The following is a 16348-nucleotide window of genomic DNA, read 5'->3' on the forward strand; positions in this document are numbered from 1 at the left end:
TTGGGTAATGGCACGGAATCCGGGAAGGTGGGTACGTACGTTCTCATGAGCCAGCCGTCTGCGCGCATCCAAACGGAATCTGATGTTCTGACAGCCGTCACTCCGGCGTCATCCGCGGCCCCGACGCCCGCCTCCGGGCCGGCCCCGGCGCCGAGTCCGGCCCCGAGCCCGGCCCCGAGCCCGGCCCCGACTTCGACCTACCGGCTCCAGCTCCGACCGGAGTTCCCCTTCGCGGCGGCCGAGGCGGCCGTACCGTACCTGGCCTCGCTCGGGGTCTCGCACCTGCACCTCTCGCCGGTGCTGGAGGCGGTCCCCGGCTCGACGCACGGGTACGACGTCACCGACCACAGCCGGGTACGGGCCGAGCTCGGCGGCGAGCCGGGGCTGCGCGCCCTGGCCGCGGCCGCCCGGGGGCACGGACTCGGCCTGGTGCTGGACATCGTCCCGAACCACATGGCGGTACCCTCCCCACTGCGGCTGAACGGGCCCCTGTGGGAGGTGCTGCGCGAGGGGCCGGACTCCCCGTACGCCCGCTGGTTCGACATCGACTGGGAGGCGGGCGGCGGCCAGGTGCTGCTGCCGGTGCTCCCCGGGCCTCCCGAGCCGGACGCGTTCACGGTGGACCGGGACCGCGCGGTGCTGCGGCACGGGGAGCTGGAGTTCCCGCTGCGCGAGGGGACGGCGGGGATGGCGGTGCCGGAGCTGCTCGCCGCCCAGTGGTACCGGCCGGCCTCCTGGCGGGCGGCCCGAACCGAGCTCAACTACCGCCGGTTCTTCACCATTTCGGATTTGATCGGAGTCCGGGTGGAGGACCCTGAGGTGTTCGCGGCGACGCACGCGAAGGTGCTGGAGCTGGTACGGGACGGGGTGGCCGAGGGGCTGCGGATCGACCACGTGGACGGGCTGGCGGACCCGGAGGGGTACCTGCGGCGGCTGCGGACGGCCGTCGGCGGGGGCTGCTGGGTGGTGGTGGAGAAGATCCTGGCCCGCCACGAAAGGCTGCCGCCCGGCTGGCCGGTGGCGGGGACCACCGGATACGACGCCCTGCACCGGGTGGACGGCGTGTTCACCGACCCGGCGGGCGCGGCGGAACTGGGCCGCCGATACGCGGAGTTCACGGGGTGCGCGGACTGGGCGCAGACGGCCCGGGCGTGCGCGCGGGAGGTGCTGACCGGCGATCTGGCGGCCGAGCTGGCGGCACTGGAGCGGGCCGCCGGACCGGAACTGGCGACCGGCGTGCGGGAGTTGCTGATCGCCTATCCGGTCTACCGGCCCTATCCCGGGGAACCGGAGCTCGACCCGCAGGCCCTGGCGGAGGCCGCCGCACCGGCCGGTCCGGGCGCGGTGGCCGGCGTACGGGACCTCGTGCTGCGCGATCCGGCCTTCGCGGCGCGCTTCGCCCAGACCTCGGCGGCGCTTCGGGCCAAGTCGCTGGAGGACCGGGCCTTCTACCGGCACGCCCCGCTGCTGTCGGCCACTGAGGTCGGCGGGGATCCGGGCCAACCGGCGCTCCGGCCGGCCGAGTTCCACGCGTACTGTGCCGAACTCGACCGGGACTGGCCCCGCTCCGGGACGGTGCTGTCCACGCACGACACCAAGCGCAGCGCGGACGTCCGGGCCCGCATCTCCGCGCTCTCCCAGGCCCCCGGGGCGATGGGCCGGCCCGCCGGGCCCGATCCCCAGCTGGCCTGGGTGGCCCGGCAGACCGCGCTCGGCCTCGGAGACGACGCCCCCGAGGCCGCCGAGCGCCTCGGACAGGCGCTCCTCAAGGCCGCCCGCGAGGCCGCCCTGCACACCAGCTGGACCGATCAGGACCCGGCGTACGAGGCCGCCGTCGCGGCGTGCGCACCGGACCCGGAGCTGCCGGCCGGGCTGGCCGAGGCGGCCCGGGCGAACCTGCTCGGCATGGCGCTGCTGCACCTGGCGATGCCCGGGGTCCCGGAGGTCTACCAGGGCGCCGAGACGGAGTACCGGGCACTCGTCGATCCGGACAACCGGCGTCCGGCCCGGTTCCCGCGCGAGGTCCTGGCGCGGCTGGACGCGGGGGCCGTACCGCAGGGGCAGGCGGAGGAGAAGCTCGCGCTGACGGCCGCCCTGCTGCGGCTGCGCCGCGACCGGCCCGAGCTGTTCAGCGGGTACACCCCGCTGCCGGCCCGCGGCCCGGCGGCGGAGCACTGTCTGGCCTTCGCCCGCCCGGCCGGTCTCGTCGCCGCGGCCACCCGGCTCTCGCACCGGCTGGCCGGATCCGGTGGCTGGCGGGACACCGCCCTGGCCCTCCCGCCGGGGCGCTGGACGGCGCTGCTGGACGGGGGGTCCTCGTACGAGGGTGAGGTACGGCTCGCGCAGCTGTTCGCGGACCGGCCGGTCGCGCTGCTGCTGCGCGAGGGCCGCCCGGGCGCGGGCGCGGTGCCGGGGGGCGGGTCGGGGGCGTAGCGGTAAGGCGTTGGCCAGGGGTTTCCGGTAAGTGTGGGGTGCGCAGAGCGGTAGGGGGCGTGCGCGGCGGGCATTGCATGAGACGTGACCCTCCTCCGTGAGATGTGCTACCCCACCCCATCCGAACTTGAGCTGGCCGCCCGGGCGCTGGCGCACGAGCACCCCGGCCCGGTCCGGCTCCGCCAGGCCGGCACCTCCCGGGGCGGCCTGCCCCTGTGGGTGCTCTCCGTCGAGCCCAGCGGCCGCCGGCGGGGCGCGGGCGTGCTCGTCGTCGCCGGGGCCCACGCCAACGAACCCGTCGGCGGTGCCACCGCGCTCGCCCTCGCCCGGCGCGTCCTCCACGACCCGGCGCTCCGCGACGGCCGCGGCTGGCACTTCCTGCTCTGCGCCGATCCCGACGGGGCGGCCCTGCACCGCACGCCCCGCCCCCACTCCCTGCTCGACTACCACCGGAACTTCTTTCGGCCCCCCGGTCCCGAACAGCCGGAGTGGGCGCCCTCTTTACTGCCTCCGGACCGGCTGCCGCCCGAGACCCTGGCCCTGACCGCCCTCATCGACGAACTGCGGCCCGTCCTGCAGGTCTCCCTGCACGGCACCGACCTCGGCGGCTCCTGGGTGCAGCTCACCCGGGACATACCCGGCCTGGCGGAGCCGTTCGTCAAATCGGCCGCCGAGCTGCGGATCCCCGTGGAGACCGGGGCCTCGGACGCGGCCGGCTGGCCCTCCCCCGGGCCCGGGATCTTCGTGATGCCGCAGCCCGGGGCCGGCGCGGGCGGGTCGTTCCACCCGGAGGACACGCGGCTCAGCACCTGGTACCACGCCCACCGGTACGCCGGCACCACGGCCATCGTCGAAGTCCCCATGTGGGCCTCGGACCTGGTGGACGACCCCGCTCCGCACCCGGATCCGCGCGGCGCCCTGCGGATCCTGGCGGGGCGGCTCACCGCGGACGCGGCGCTGGTGGCCCGCGTACGCGACCGGGTGCAGGGGCCGCCGGAGCCCGGCAGGGACTCCGGCGCGGGATCCGGTGCGGACTCCGGCACCGCCGCGCTGCTGCGCGCCGTGGACTGGACGCTCGCGCTGATCCCCCACGTCACCGTGGAGTGGACGGGCGGCGGGGCCCCCGCCGAGGCCACGGCGGCCTCGATCGGCAGCATCGACGCCTTCGGTCGGCGGCTGTCGCTGCGCGCCGCCGCGATGCTGCTGCGGGTGCTCCGGGCCCAGGACCACCCGGCCGCCCCGGGGCTGGACCGGCTCGTCACCGGCTGGTGCGAGGAGTTCTCCGCCCGGTTCCGGGCGCGCCGGATCCCGGTGGCCACCCAGGTCGAGCACCAGACCCGTACGGTCCTCGCGGCGTACGAGCGGCTCCTGGCGGAGGGGCTGGGCGGACCGGAAGGCGCCGACCGGCTGGACGAACCCGACGGGACGGTCAGCGCGTAGCGGCGGCCGCCGGCTTCCCGGCCGGCGGCACGGGCAGGGTGTAGCGGCGCTTGGGCGCGCCGCCGGCGCCGAGCCGGTCGTAGAAGCGGATCGCACCCTCGTTCCAGTCCGGGGTCTGCCACTGGACCTGGTCGAGGCCGAGCTCGCAGGCGAGGTCCGCCACCCCGTCCATCAGGGCTGCGCCGAGGCCGTGGCCGCGGGCCTCCTCCGCGAGGTAGAGGCAGTCCATGTGGAGGTAGTGCCGGGCGTCCCAGAACGCGAACTCGGCCGAGCAGGCGGCGTATCCGGCCACCGAGCCGTCCGGGGCCTCGGCCAGCAGCACCCACAGCCGGGCGCCGTCCGCGAACAGCTGCGGACCGAGCCGGTCGGCGAGGCCCGGGGGCCGGGGCGCGGACTTCTCGTACGCGACGTGCTCGTGGACGAGCTCGACGAGGCGGGGCAGGTCCTCGGGGCGCGCTGCACGCACGACGGGCCGGTGTTCCCTGGGGTCTTCAGCTTCCATGGGCACCATCATCGGGCCCGGCGTGATCCGCGGACACCGCGGGCCGGGCGGGACCTTGCGGACACTCCCTAGCTGGAGGAGAGCCGGAAGTTCATCCGGCCGAAGCCGATCTGGTCCCCGTCCCGGACCGCCACCGAGCCCGTCACCCGGCGGCCGTTGACGGTGGTGCCGTTGGAGGAGCCGAGGTCCGTGAGCACCCACACCCCGTCGCGCATCCCGAGCTCGGCGTGCACCCGGGAGACCGTCTCGTCGGTGAGCCGCAGCCCGTTCCCGGGGTCGCGGCCGATCCGCAGGGACCGGGCGCTCGGGTGCGGCAGCAGCAGCTTCGGCAACCGCTCGGCGTTCCAGGCCCGCCGCACGCCGGCGGACACGGCCGAGGCCCGGCCCACCCAGGCGAAGACGCGCCGGGTCCACGGGCCTTCGCCGCCGCCGCGGCTGCCGAGGTCGGCGGTGAGGACCGCGAGGTCCTCCGAGCGGCGGGCGACGAGGGCGAGTTCCATGCGGCGCAGGAACGTGTCGTGGGACAGCTTCCCGAGGGCCGCACCCTCGCGGAGCTGCTCCAGCGCCCGGTCGCGCTCCGCGTCGGACAGGCGCGGCACCGGGAAGGCGGGGAACTCGAAACTCGACGTCACAGGGTGATTGTCGGCCCGTCAGGGCCGGAGTGTCCAGAACTCCTCCGGCCGTCCGCGCGATGATGGACCCGGCACACGTTCCGGGTACCGCCGCAGACGAGGGGAACCGTCCGTGCAGTTCGAGGTGTGGGCACCGCTGACAGACCGGGTCGCTCTGCGGCTCCGCGAGGCGACGTACGAAATGGCACGCGATCCGGAGCGCTCCGGCTGGTGGATCGCCGAGGCCCCGGCCGCCGACGGGGACCGGTACGGGTTCCTGCTGGGCGTGGCGCCCGGGGAGGAGCTCGTACGGCCCGACCCGCGCGGGAGGCGGCTGCCGGACGGGCCCGACGGCCTCTCGGCGGTGGTGGACTTCGAGCCGATCACCCCGCAGGCACCGGAGCCCGGCACGCGGCTCCAGGACGCGGTCCTGTACGAGCTGCACATCGGCACCTTCACCCCCGAGGGCACCTTCGACGCTGCCGCCGCCCGCCTCGGGCACCTCACCGCGCTCGGGGTCACGCATGTGCAGCTGATGCCGGTCTGCCCCTTCCCCGGCCGGAACGGCTGGGGGTACGACGGGGTCGCTCCGTGGGCGGTGCACGAGCCGTACGGCGGCCCGGCCGGGCTGGCCCGGTTCGTGGACGCGGCGCACGCGGCCGGGCTCGGGGTGGTGCTGGACGTGGTCCACAACCACTTGGGCCCTTCCGGCAACCACCTCCCCGCCTTCGGCCCGTACTTCACGGAAACCCACCACACCCCGTGGGGCGCGGCGGTCAACCTTGACGCGGCCGGCTCCGACGAGGTGCGCGCGTACCTGCTGGGCAGCGCCCTCGCCTGGCTGCGGGACTACCGGATCGACGGGCTCCGGCTGGACGCCGTGCACGCGCTCGCCGACGGGCGGGCGCTGACGTTCCTGGAGGAGCTGTCGGCAGCCGTCGACGAGCTCGCCGCCGAGTCCGGCCGCCCGCTGTTCCTGATCGCCGAGTCCGACCGGTGCGATCCGCGCACCACGACCCCGCGCGGGGCCGGCGGCCTGGGCCTGCACGCGCAGTGGAACGACGACTTCCACCATGCCCTGCACTGTGCGCTGACCGGCGAGTCCCAGGCCTACTACGCCGATTTCGCCCAGGCTCCGCTCGCCGCCCTGGCCAAGACCATGACCCGGGCGTTCTTCCACGACGGGACCTGGTCCTCGTTCCGGGGCCGCAGCCACGGCCGCCCGGTGGACCGGCGCCGGACCGCCGCGCACCGCTTCCTCGGCTACACGCAGACCCACGACCAGATCGGCAACCGGGCGCTCGGCGACCGGCTCGCGGCCTCGCTCTCCCCCGGGCTGCTGGCCTGCGGTGCCGCGCTGGCGCTGACCGGGCCGTTCGTGCCGATGCTGTTCATGGGCGAGGAGTGGGCCGCGGGCACGCCCTGGCAGTACTTCACCGACCACGGGGATCCGGAGCTCGCCGAGGCCGTGCGCAGCGGCCGGCGCCGGGAGTTCGCGGCGCACGGCTGGAAGGCCGAGGAGATCCCGGACCCGCAGGACCCGGCCACCCGGGACCGCTCCTGTCTGGACTGGGCCGAGCCGGAGGGCGCCCCGCACGACCGGATGCTGGCCTGGTACCGGACCCTGATCGCGCTCCGGCGCACCCACCCGGACCTGCGCGATCCGGACCTTGCGGCGGTGCGCGTGGCGTACGACGAGGAGCGCCGCTGGGTGACCTTCCGGCGGGGTGACGTACGGGTGGCGGTGAACCTGTCCCCCGAGCCGGTGACGATCGCCCTGGGCCGCAACGGGGTCCGGGTCCTGGCGGCCTGGGACCCGGTCGAACACCCGGGACCGGACGGCCGCGTGCACGTCCCGGCGGAGTCGGCGGTGCTGCTGGGGCCGTAACCTTCCCGGCCGCGGCGCCACTTGATCCCGGTCGTGCCCGCCCGGTGGCGGAACTCCCCCTCGCGGAGAGCGCTTTCGACGCCGCCATGGCGGTGCTCGCCGTCGCGACGCTTCCGGCCGCGGTCCTGGAGCCGACGGTCGAGCGGGTCCGCGCCGACCCGGGATCCGGGGCCTGGCGCCGGTGCCACGCCCCCCTGCCGGAGCAGGGGAGCGCGGGCTGCGGCTACCGCCCGGTCATCGCCGGGGAGGTGCGACCGCTCGGGCCCTCACTCCACGACGGCCAGCTCGCGCGGGGCGTTGTTGAAGCTGCGGCCGCCGTCCTCGGTGACCGTGACGATGTCCTCGATCCGCACCCCGAAGCGCCCCGGCAGGTAGATGCCCGGCTCCACGGAGAAGCACATCCCGGGGACCAGCGGCCGCTCCTCGCCCTCGACCATGTACGGGGGCTCGTGGGTGGTCACGCCGATGCCGTGGCCCGTACGGTGGATGAACCGGTCGCCGTAGCCGAACTCGGTGATCACCGCGCGGGCCGCCCGGTCCACGTCCTGGCAGGCGATGCCCGGGCGGACTGCCGACGAGGCCGTCTGCTGGGCCTCGCGGACGATGTCGTGGACGCGCTGCTCCTCGGCGCTCGGCTCGCCCACGTGCACCGTGCGGGAGATGTCGGAGCCGTAGCCGTGCTTGAGCCCGCCGAAGTCGAGGACCACCATGTCGCCGTGCGCGATGGTCCGCCCGCCCGCCTCGTGGTGCGGGTCGGCCCCGTTGGGTCCGGAGCCCACGACCGTGAAGTCCACCTGGGAGTGGCCGTGTTCGCGCAGCAGCGCGGCCAGGTCGGCGGCGATGTCGCTCTCCCGCCGGCCGGCGAAGGGGACCTCCAGGATCCGGGCGTACGCGGCGTCGGCGGCCGCGCCGGCCGCCGCGAGCCGCTGCAGCTCCCGCTGGTCCTTGACCGCCCGGAGCATCGGCAGGACGTCGGTGAGCGGGGCGTACGAGGTGGCCGGCAACTCCCGCTGCAGGCCGAGCAGATGCAGCGCCCAGGTGTTGTCGCTGACCCCGAACCGGCCGCCGGCGTCGAGGAGCGGCGCGGTGACGCCGTACGGGTTCTTCCCGTCGGTCCAGTCGCGCAGGGCCAGCGCGGGCGCCCCGGGGGCCTTGGCGGCGTCGGGGGCCTCCAGGGCGGGCACGACGAGTACGGGCTCCCGCCCCGCGGCGAGGACGAGCAGGGTCAGCCGCTCCGTGTCGACGGGCCGGTAGCCGGTGAGGTGGGCGAGATCGGGCCCGGGGGCGATGAGCAGGCCGGCCAGTCCGGCATCGGCGGCGCTCTGGGCGGCGGCGGCCATTCGGGCGGCGTAGTCGGCGTGCGTGAACGGATCGGGTTCGGGGTCGGGGTCGCGTTCGGAGTCCATGGGGCGATCCTCCCGCCGCCCCGGGCCGCGCGCGAGTGGTTACCCGGACGCGGTGAGCCGGGCGGCGAGGGCGGCGGCGGCCGGGGTCGGGGCGCCGGGGGCGAGGAGTTCCGTACGGTGCACCAGGCGCGGGTCGCCGAGCGGTACGGCGACCCCGGCCCCGGCGGCCTCCGCCACCCGGCGCGGCAGCAGGACCAGGCCGTGTCCGGCGGCGGCGAGGGCGCACAGGGCGTGCAGGTCGGTGCCGTCGTAGCGCAGGGCCGGACCCGTGCGGACGGTGGCGGGCGCCGGTCCCACGCCGGGGGCGTCGATCCAGCGGGCGTCGGCGAGGTCGTCGAGCCGGATCGAGGCCCGTCCGGCACAGGGGTGCCCGGCCGGGAGCAGTACGGCGAGCCCGTCCTCGCCGACGCCGGTCACGGTGAGCGGGGCCACGTCGGGCAGCCGGAGCGGGTCGCTGGGTGCGGCGAGGCCGTCGACCAGCCCGAGGTCGCAGCCGCCGGTGGCGACGGCGGCGGGCACCTCGGCGGGGGGCAGCACCCGCAGCGCGACCCCGGTGGCGGGCAGCGCGGCGAGCAGCCGGGGCCCGACGGCGAGCGGGGACGCGGCGACGGTGACCCGCCCGGGCGGCGCGGCGGCCAGCCGCAGCACGTCGGCCCGGGCCGCGTCGAGCCGCAGCAGCAGCGGCCCGGCGTGTTCCAGCAGCCGCACCCCGGCCGGGGTCGGCTCGACGGGCCGCCGGGTGAGCAGCTCCGCCCGCAGGTCACCTTCGAGGGCGGCGATGTGCTGGGACACGGCGGACTGGGTGTAGCCGAGCTCGCGGGCGGCGCCGGAGAAGGAGGACAGCCGGGCGACGGTGACGAAGGTACGGAGGAGGTGCGGATCCATGCCGCCAGCGTGCCACCGCAGCGGGGCGGGCCGGTCGGCGGGCGGGCCGGGACGCGGGCGGGCGTGCCCTCGGCGTGGCCGGGGGGTGGCGGGGTGGGGGCTCCCTATCGTGGGAGGGTGAGCACCCCCAGTGGCCAGGCCGCAGGCCGCAGCAGGCCGCAGCGCGCCCGCCGGACCGACTCCGCCGGCGCCGTCTACGGCTCCCTCCTGGCCACCTCCGTGGTGGCCACCGCCGGCGCGGCCGGCGAGTACCCACGGGTTCAGCTCGTGGTTCTCCTGATCGTCACGGGGCTGGTGTTCTGGGCCACGCACGTATACGCCCAGCTGGCGGGGGAGCGGCTGGTCGGCGAACCCTGGAACCGGCAGGAGCTCCGCCGCGTCGCCCTGCACGAGTGGCCCATCGTCGAGGCCGCCGTCCTGCCTGCGGCCGCAGTCGCCCTCAGCGGCGTCCTCGGGCTGGGCTACGTGGCGACGGCGTGGCTCGCCATGGGCGTGGCAGTGACCCAGCAGGTCGTCTGGGCGTGCCTCGGTGCCGCCCGCGCCGGTGCCACCCGCGGCCAGTTGGCCACCGAGGGAGTCGTCAACCTCGTCCTCGGACTCCTCCTCGTGGCCACCAAGGCCGCATTGAAGCACTGATCAGCTCTGCTTATCGAACATGCAGGAACAATCGTTGGCGCTGAACCGGCTCCGCGCCGCACGATGATCCGCATGACCACCGCAACCGCACGCATCGCCCTCGTCGGCGACCGCTCCCCCCACGTGACGTCCCACACCCGGATCCCGCTCCTCCTCGACGCCCTCGCCTCCCGCGACGGGCTCGTCCTCGACGCGTACTGGATCCCCACGGGTGAAGCCGGGGCCGAGGCCGCCTCCGGGGCCCTGGCCCGCTTCGACGCGGTCTGGGTGCTGCCCGGCAGCCCCTACGCCAGCGAGTCGGGGGCGCTCGCCGCGATCCGGGTGGCGCGAGAGGAGGGCATCCCGTTCCTCGGGACCTGCGGCGGCTTCCAGCACGCCCTGCTGGAGTACGCCCGCTCGGTCTGCGGGCTGGCCGGCGTCGCGCACGCCGAGAACGAGCCCGGGGCCGAGGAGCCGCTGATCTCCCCGCTCGCCTGCTCGCTCGTCGGCCACGAGGGCCTCGTACGGGCCGAGCCGGGCTCGCTCGCCGAGTCCGCACTCGGCGCGGAGCGGTCCATGGAGCGCTACCACTGCACCTACGGGCCGGAGCCGCGCTACCTGCCGGTACTCGCCGCGCACGGGCTGCGGCTGTCGGGGCACGACGAGGAGGGGCAGCCGCGGATCGCGGAGCTGCCGGGGCACCCGTTCTTCCTGGCCACGCTCTTCCAGCCGGAGCTGTCGGGGGACGGCAGCCGCCCGCACCCCGTCGTGAAGGCGCTCGCGGCGGCGGCCGTCGCACACGCCGCGGCCGGATAACGCGTGGCGGGACCACCCTCCTGATCAGCTATGCTGTGCATGCACATCGAACGGGCGGCCCGCCGCCCTTCGTGGTGGGTGTAGCTCAGTTGGTAGAGCACCTGGTTGTGGTCCAGGTGGCCGCGGGTTCAAGTCCCGTCACTCACCCTGATCCCCTGGGGGTACGAGGTCTCCTCGTACCCCCAGGGGTTTTTCGCGTCCTCCTCCCGCTACCCCCGGAGGAACGCCTCCGCCGCCGCGACGAAGCCGACCGGAGTCTCGTGCGGCGGGTAGTGCCCGGCGCCGGGCACGGGGTGGACGCGGCAGTTGGGGTACGAGACCTGCCAGGTGGCCCGCATCACGTCGGGGGTGAGGGCGAGGTCGTACTCCCCCACGAGGACCAGCACCGGGACGGTACTGCCCTTCACGGCGGCGGACAGGTCCAGCGACTGCCAGCTCGCGAGGTAGCCGGCGAAGGCCTCCGGCCGCGAGACGTCAAGGGAGTGCGCGACCATCCGGTCCAGCCAGTGGGGGCTCGCGCGGTGGCCGGTGACGAGGTCGAGGATGGTCCGCCGGTTCCCGGCGCTGTCGGCGGCTCCGTGGAAGAGGGCGTGGGTCGCGTCGTCCATCTCGTACGGGGCGGCGGGGACCGGGTTGATCCCGATCAGCTTCTCGATCCGCTCGGGGGCCCGGACCAGGACCTGCTGCATCGCCTTGCCGCCCATGGAATGGCCCATGAGGGAGAAGGTGTCCCAGCCGATCCCGTCGGCGAGCGCGAGGACGTCGTCGGCGATCTCGGGGAGGGTGTAGCGGCCGGTGACGTCCCTGCGGTCGCCGTAGCCGCGGTAGTCGAGGAAGACGTACGAGAACCCCTCGGGGTCGAAGTAGTCAAGTACCGAGCCCCAGTTGGCGGAGGTGCCCAACCAGTCGTGCAGCACGATGACGCGGACGGGGCCAGTGCCGATCCTGCGGTGGGCGATGGCCATGCGTTCTCCCTCGGAGACGGGGGTGGCTGAGCCGGACGCCGTACGTTCTGCCCATCGGATCCACGATCACACCGTCAGGCCGGCATCCCGCGCGGTGCACGCCGTCGTCAGCGCCGGCCGGACGGCCGGACGGCTCGGGGAGCACCACCCGGCGGCGTACGCGATCCGCGACCGGGGCGACGTCCGGGGGCTGCTGCTCCGGCACGCGCGCAGCCACCGCCCCGCGGACCTCCCGGTCCTGGAGCGGCGGCCGGCGCGCACCGGACGACCGTGTCAGACGGTCTTGATCGCCGGGTCGGAGAGGCCCGGGGCGCCCGTTTCGACGTGGCCCGCGAAGCGGCGGAGGAAGGTGGCGTCCGCGCTGGAGGTGACCTTCACGTCGTACCAGCGGCCCGTCGTGGACAGGTCCGCCGTGTACGCGGCCGAGCCGCCCGCCGCGACCCGGAGGGTCTGGGTCGCACCGCCGTAGGCGTTGGTCACCGTGAGGTCCACCGCCGTCGCGGCGGAGTTGGTCAGCGTCAGCATCAGGTTGCCGGTGGCGGCGTCGTGGCGGGCCGTGGCCTCCGGACCGGTCTTCTTCGCCGGGCCCTTCCAGGTGCGCAGGAAGCCGTTCGGGCCCCAGACCGTCAGGTTGATCTGGTTGCCGGTGGAGCTGCTGGTGCTCCAGGTGTCCGAGAGGGCCTTGCCCGCCTCGACCGTGTAGGGCCAGGGGCCGTCCGTCCGGTTGCCCGAGGTGCTGTGGAAGTGCGCGCCGAGGGTGGGGCCGGAGGAGAAGGTCAGCGTGAACTGGCCCGTGGAGGCGGTGGCCTTGCCGTCCACGTACGGGACGTAGCCCAGCGCGCGCGTCGGCTTGCCGCCCGCCTCCTGCCCGGGCAGGGCGCCCGTCGCCGGCGGGACCGGGTGGTAGGAGGGGTGCGCGTTGTGGTCCGGCGGGACGTAGCCCGCCGTGGAGGGCAGGGGCGCGGGCGAGGCGTCCGCCTTCGTGAAGTCGAACGCCGAGGTCAGGTCACCGCACACCGCGCGGCGCCACGGCGAGATGTTGGGCTCCTGCACGCCGAAGCGCTTCTCCATGAACCGGATCACCGAGGTGTGGTCGAAGGTCTCGGAGCAGACGTATCCGCCCTTGCTCCACGGGGACACCACGATCATCGGGACGCGGGGGCCGAGGCCGTACGGGCCGGCCGCGTAGCCGCCGCCCCCGGCGTACAGGTCGCGGGTGACGTCGGCGGTGGACAGGCCCCAGGCGGCGGAGGCCGGCGGGTACGGCGGGACGACGTGGTCGAAGAAGCCGTCGTTCTCGTCGTAGGTGATGAAGAAAGCCGTCTTGGCCCACACCGCGGGGTTCGCGGTCAGCGCGTCCAGGACCTGCGAGATGTACCAGGCGCCGAAGTTGACCGGCCAGTTCGGGTGCTCGCTGAAGGCCTCGGGCGCCGCGATCCAGGAGACCTGGGGCAGCGTGCCGTTCACGACGTCGGCGCGCAGCTTGTCGAAGTAGCCCTCGCCCGCCTTGGCGTTGGTGCCCGTACGGGCCTTCTCGTACAGGGGGCTGCCCGGCGCCGCGTTGCGGTAGGAGTTGAAGTACAGCAGCGAGTTGTCGCCGTAGTTGCCGCGGAAGGCATCGCTGATCCATCCCCAGCCGCCGGCGGCGTTCAGGCCGTCGCCGACGTCCTGGTAGATCTTCCAGGAGACCCCGGCCGCCTCCAGGCGCTCCGGGTAGGTCTTCCAGCCGTACCCGGCCTCCTGGTTGCCGAGGACGGGGCCGCCGCCGGTGCCGTCGTTGCCCGTGTGGCCCGTCCACATGTAGTAGCGGTTCGGGTCGGTCGCGCCGATGAACGAGCAGTGGTAGGCGTCGCAGACCGTGAAGGCGTCGGCGAGCGCGTAGTGGAACGGGATGTCGTGCCGCGTCATGTACGCCATGGTCGTGGCTGTCTTGGCCGGGACCCACTTGTCGTACTTGCCGTTGTTGTACGCGGCGTGGCCGCCGGCCCAGTCGTGGTTGAGGCCCTCGACGAACTTCATGCCCAGGTCGTCGACCTGCGGGTTGAAGGGGAGGATGTCCTTCGTCCCGTTGGACTGGTAGAAGACGGACTTGCCGTTGTCCTGGAGGACGGGGCGCGGGTCGCCGAAGCCCCGTACGCCCTTCATCGTGCCGAAGTACTGGTCGAAGGACCGGTTCTCCTGCATGAGCACCACGATGTGCTCGATGTCCTGGATGGTGCCGGTGGCGCCTTGGGCCGGGATGGCCGCCGCGCGCGCGATGCTCTCGTTCAGCATCGCGGCCGCGGCGGTTCCGCCCGCGATCTGCAGGAACCTTCGGCGATTGAGTTCAGCCATGGGATGACGACCTCTGCGGGTGAGGGGGATGTCGAGGGGCGCCCCAAGGAGAGCGGTCCCGGGGTACCGGACGGAGATCGGCTCATGACACGCCGCGGTACAGCCGGAGAACGGAAAGACCTCCCGGACGCTCCTCGTATCTGCTGGAATGACCTCCGAAACACACTGCACGGGGGGTGCGGAGCAGATGGCGGGGACCGAGTTCGGGCATGCCCTGGGACGGTCCCGTGCGCTTTCCGGTCTGCCGGCCGCTCCGCTGGTGGCACGGTACGGGGAACTCGTCTCCGCGCAACAGGCCCTGGGCTTACGTCACTTGGGCGAGTTGCTGGTTCCGCCCGCGGGGCGGTTCCGGGTGCTCGACGGGATCTTCACGGTCGAGGGTCCGGGGCGTCGGCGCCATGTGGGCGTCGGGGCGCTGCGGGGGCTGCGGGCCGCCCGCGGTGACGCGGAGGGCGGGGCCGGCGCGTTACTGGACCGGCTGGCCGGGATCCAGGAGCGGGACCCGGCCGCGCTGCGGCGGATCCTGCTGTACCAGCTCGTGCGGCTGCTGCACGACCATCCCCGGGGGGATCTGCCGGAGACGGCCACCGGGTTCGGGGTCGACCCCGACGAGGCCGCTGCCCTGGTTCACGCCGCCGCCGCGAGCCCCCGGCTGGATCCGGCACAGCGGGCCGCCGCCGAGGGGCTGGAGGACGCGTGGCTGGCCGGCCGGGTGCGCGCCGCCGCCCGGAGCGCCGCCGTACTGCCGCGGAGCGCGGCCGGCGGGGACCCGCTGCTCGCGGCGCGGCTGGCCGGGCTGGCCGAGCGGGTACGGGCCGCGGACGCCCTGCTGGACGAGGCCCGTGCGTACGAGGACCGGCAGGACCGGGAGCGGGCCGCGGCGGCGTACGGGCGGGCGGCCCGACTGGCCTGGGACTGCCCGCGCGCGGTGCGGGGCCTGGTCCGCACCCACCGGCCGGCCGAGGGGGACCCCGGCCCGCTGGAGGCACGGCCGGTGCCCGGCGGGGTGGCCCTGCGCCGACCGTCCGGCGCCGACCCGGACGGGATCTGGCGCGTGGTCCGGCTGACCCGGCGCGAGCCGATCGCCACGCCGCTCCCCGAGGTGCCGGGGCCGCTCGGCGCGGGGCCGCTGACGGACGGTCGGGCCCCGCTCGGCCGGGAGGTCCGGTACGTGGCCCTGCCCGGCGACGGCGGCACCCCGCTGATCAGCGCCCCGCTGCTGGTGGCCCCCGAGGTCACGGAGCTCCGCCTCACCGACGGCCGTGCCCGCGTCGAGGCCGCCTGGCTGCGCCCGCCCGGCGCGACCGGGGTCCGGGTGACCTTGACCGGCCCCGGCGGACGCACCACGGACCTCGGCACCCCGAGCGCGGCCGGCCCGGCGGGCGCGGGCGCCGCGGGGTCCCGCCGGGAGGGCGTGCGGGCCGGCGGACTGGAGCCGGGGGGCTACGTGGTGCGGGTGCGGTGCCGGTACGCGGCGGAGCAGGGCGAGGTGCTGTCCGGCGGGGTCGAGGCCGCCGTCACCGTGCATCCCTGGCCCGAGCCGGTGGTCGGGCTCGGGGCAGCCGCCCGCGGCGCCGGTGGGCTGGAGTTCCGGTGGGCGGGGGGCGCCGGGGGCGACGTACGGTTCGTGGAGTGGCCGGGGACGGCCCCCGCGGAGGGTTCCGAGCTGCCGGCCTCCGCCCTGCCGGCGGCGCTGGCCTGGGTGGACTCCGCCGGGATCGCACAGCCGCCGCCCGGCACGCTGGCCACGGTCAGCGCCGTCGCGGTCCTCGGCGAGCGGGCGCTGGCCGGGCCCGGCGTGGTGGTCGAGGCCCCCGAGGCGGTCTCCGGGCTCACGGTCCGGCGGATCTCCGCCGGGCGGGCCAAGGTCAGCTTCGACTGGCCCGACGGCGCCGGCCGGGTCATGGTCGCCGTCACCCCCGAGTCCGGCGGCGAGCGCACCGAACACCCCGTCGTGCGGGCCGTGTTCCTGCGGGAGGGGCTGGAACTGCCCGTCGGCCCCGGCGCCGCCCGCGTCACCGCGTACGCCGCCCCGCGCAGCGCGCAGGCGGTCGCCGCCGCCCCGCGCGAGGCCGGACAGGCGGCCCTCCCGGCCGACGTGGCGATCGCCTACCGGCTGCTGCCCGGGCCCCGGCGGATGCTGCGGCGCGGTCCCGCCGTGCTCCGGGTGAGCCTGCTCTCCCCCGGCGGGGACCCCGGCGCCAGGCTGCCCGACTTCGTCCTCGTCTCGGGAGCGGGCGGTGGCGGGGCCCGGCCCCACCGACCTTCCGACGGACCCGAGTTGTGCCGGGTGACCGGCGCCGAGCTCGCGGTATCGGGGACCGTCGAGCGCGAGATCCTCCCCCACCCGCCCGGCGGCGGCCCGTACGCCGTACGCGGTTTCCTCCTCGGCGGCCGTGCCGCCTCCGTCCGGCTCGACGAGCCCTCCCTCACCTCCCTGGTGGTCCGCTGAC

At 75.4% G+C, this 16348-nt stretch carries 12 protein-coding genes and 1 tRNA gene; 7 read left to right on the forward strand and 6 right to left on the reverse strand.

Annotated features, from left to right (window positions below; translation table 11 throughout):
* The first annotated feature begins 45 nt into the window (after nt 1–45).
* Together treY and ACIBAD_RS13350 are read left to right on the forward strand one after the other, a co-directional pair.
* Entirely contained in the window at nt 46–2433 is a 2388-nt protein-coding gene (gene treY / locus ACIBAD_RS13345; RefSeq protein WP_398906460.1) for a malto-oligosyltrehalose synthase, read from the forward strand.
* An 84-nt stretch (nt 2434–2517) separates the two neighbouring features.
* Nucleotides 2518–3873: a M14 family zinc carboxypeptidase gene (locus tag ACIBAD_RS13350; protein WP_398906463.1), complete on the forward strand. Its 1356-nt coding sequence runs from the start codon at nt 2518–2520 to the stop codon at nt 3871–3873.
* Here ACIBAD_RS13350 and ACIBAD_RS13355 read toward each other — a convergent pair.
* Both ACIBAD_RS13355 and ACIBAD_RS13360 read right to left on the reverse strand, forming a co-directional pair.
* Nucleotides 3863–4375 carry a GNAT family N-acetyltransferase gene (locus tag ACIBAD_RS13355; protein WP_398906465.1) on the reverse strand — a complete coding sequence of 171 codons (513 nt, stop codon included), beginning with the start codon at nt 4373–4375 and terminating at the stop codon, nt 3863–3865. The two genes, ACIBAD_RS13350 and ACIBAD_RS13355, sit on opposite strands and share 11 nt — an antisense overlap.
* Nucleotides 4376–4443: 68 nt before the next feature.
* On the reverse strand, nt 4444–5007 hold the full coding sequence (locus ACIBAD_RS13360) for an FHA domain-containing protein (RefSeq protein ID WP_134070244.1): 564 nt from the start codon (nt 5005–5007) through the stop codon (nt 4444–4446).
* Between the two features lie 112 nt (nt 5008–5119).
* On the opposite strand from ACIBAD_RS13360, the gene treZ reads away from it, so the two are divergent.
* Nucleotides 5120–6874 (forward strand): malto-oligosyltrehalose trehalohydrolase, encoded by a 1755-nt coding sequence (gene treZ, locus ACIBAD_RS13365; RefSeq protein ID WP_398906468.1) that lies wholly within the window; start codon nt 5120–5122, stop codon nt 6872–6874.
* A 266-nt stretch (nt 6875–7140) separates the two neighbouring features.
* Here treZ and ACIBAD_RS13370 read toward each other — a convergent pair whose 3' ends face one another.
* Together ACIBAD_RS13370 and ACIBAD_RS13375 are read right to left on the reverse strand one after the other, a co-directional pair.
* The gene (locus tag ACIBAD_RS13370) at nt 7141–8280 is read right to left on the reverse strand and encodes an aminopeptidase P family protein (RefSeq protein ID WP_398906470.1); all 1140 of its coding nucleotides are present in this window, start codon (nt 8278–8280) and stop codon (nt 7141–7143) included.
* A 39-nt stretch (nt 8281–8319) separates the two neighbouring features.
* The gene (locus ACIBAD_RS13375; protein ID WP_134070250.1) at nt 8320–9165 is read right to left on the reverse strand and encodes a LysR family transcriptional regulator; all 846 of its coding nucleotides are present in this window, start codon (nt 9163–9165) and stop codon (nt 8320–8322) included.
* Nucleotides 9166–9282: 117 nt separating this feature from the next.
* Here ACIBAD_RS13375 and ACIBAD_RS13380 point away from each other — a divergent pair, with 117 nt between their 5' ends.
* From ACIBAD_RS13380 to ACIBAD_RS13390, 3 genes are all read left to right on the forward strand, one after another.
* Nucleotides 9283–9801, forward strand: a complete 519-nt coding sequence (locus ACIBAD_RS13380; protein ID WP_398906473.1) for a hypothetical protein — start codon at nt 9283–9285, stop codon at nt 9799–9801.
* A 72-nt stretch (nt 9802–9873) separates the two neighbouring features.
* On the forward strand, nt 9874–10596 hold the full coding sequence (locus ACIBAD_RS13385) for a hypothetical protein (RefSeq protein ID WP_398906475.1): 723 nt from the start codon (nt 9874–9876) through the stop codon (nt 10594–10596).
* Between the two features lie 74 nt (nt 10597–10670).
* Nucleotides 10671–10743 (forward strand) — tRNA-His (locus tag ACIBAD_RS13390).
* A gap of 62 nt (nt 10744–10805) precedes the next feature.
* Here ACIBAD_RS13390 and ACIBAD_RS13395 read toward each other — a convergent pair.
* Both ACIBAD_RS13395 and ACIBAD_RS13400 read right to left on the reverse strand, forming a co-directional pair.
* The gene (locus ACIBAD_RS13395) at nt 10806–11561 is read right to left on the reverse strand and encodes an alpha/beta fold hydrolase (protein ID WP_134070252.1); all 756 of its coding nucleotides are present in this window, start codon (nt 11559–11561) and stop codon (nt 10806–10808) included.
* A gap of 273 nt (nt 11562–11834) precedes the next feature.
* Entirely contained in the window at nt 11835–13895 is a 2061-nt protein-coding gene (locus ACIBAD_RS13400) for a phosphocholine-specific phospholipase C (RefSeq protein WP_398906477.1), read from the reverse strand.
* 187 nt (nt 13896–14082) lie between these two features.
* Here ACIBAD_RS13400 and ACIBAD_RS13405 point away from each other — a divergent pair, with 187 nt between their 5' ends.
* Nucleotides 14083–16347, forward strand: a complete 2265-nt coding sequence (locus ACIBAD_RS13405; protein ID WP_398906479.1) for a hypothetical protein — start codon at nt 14083–14085, stop codon at nt 16345–16347.
* The last annotated feature ends 1 nt before the right edge of the window (nt 16348 follow it).

The organism is Streptomyces sp. NPDC051109 (assembly GCF_044455885.1).
GTDB lineage: Bacteria > Actinomycetota > Actinomycetes > Streptomycetales > Streptomycetaceae > Streptomyces.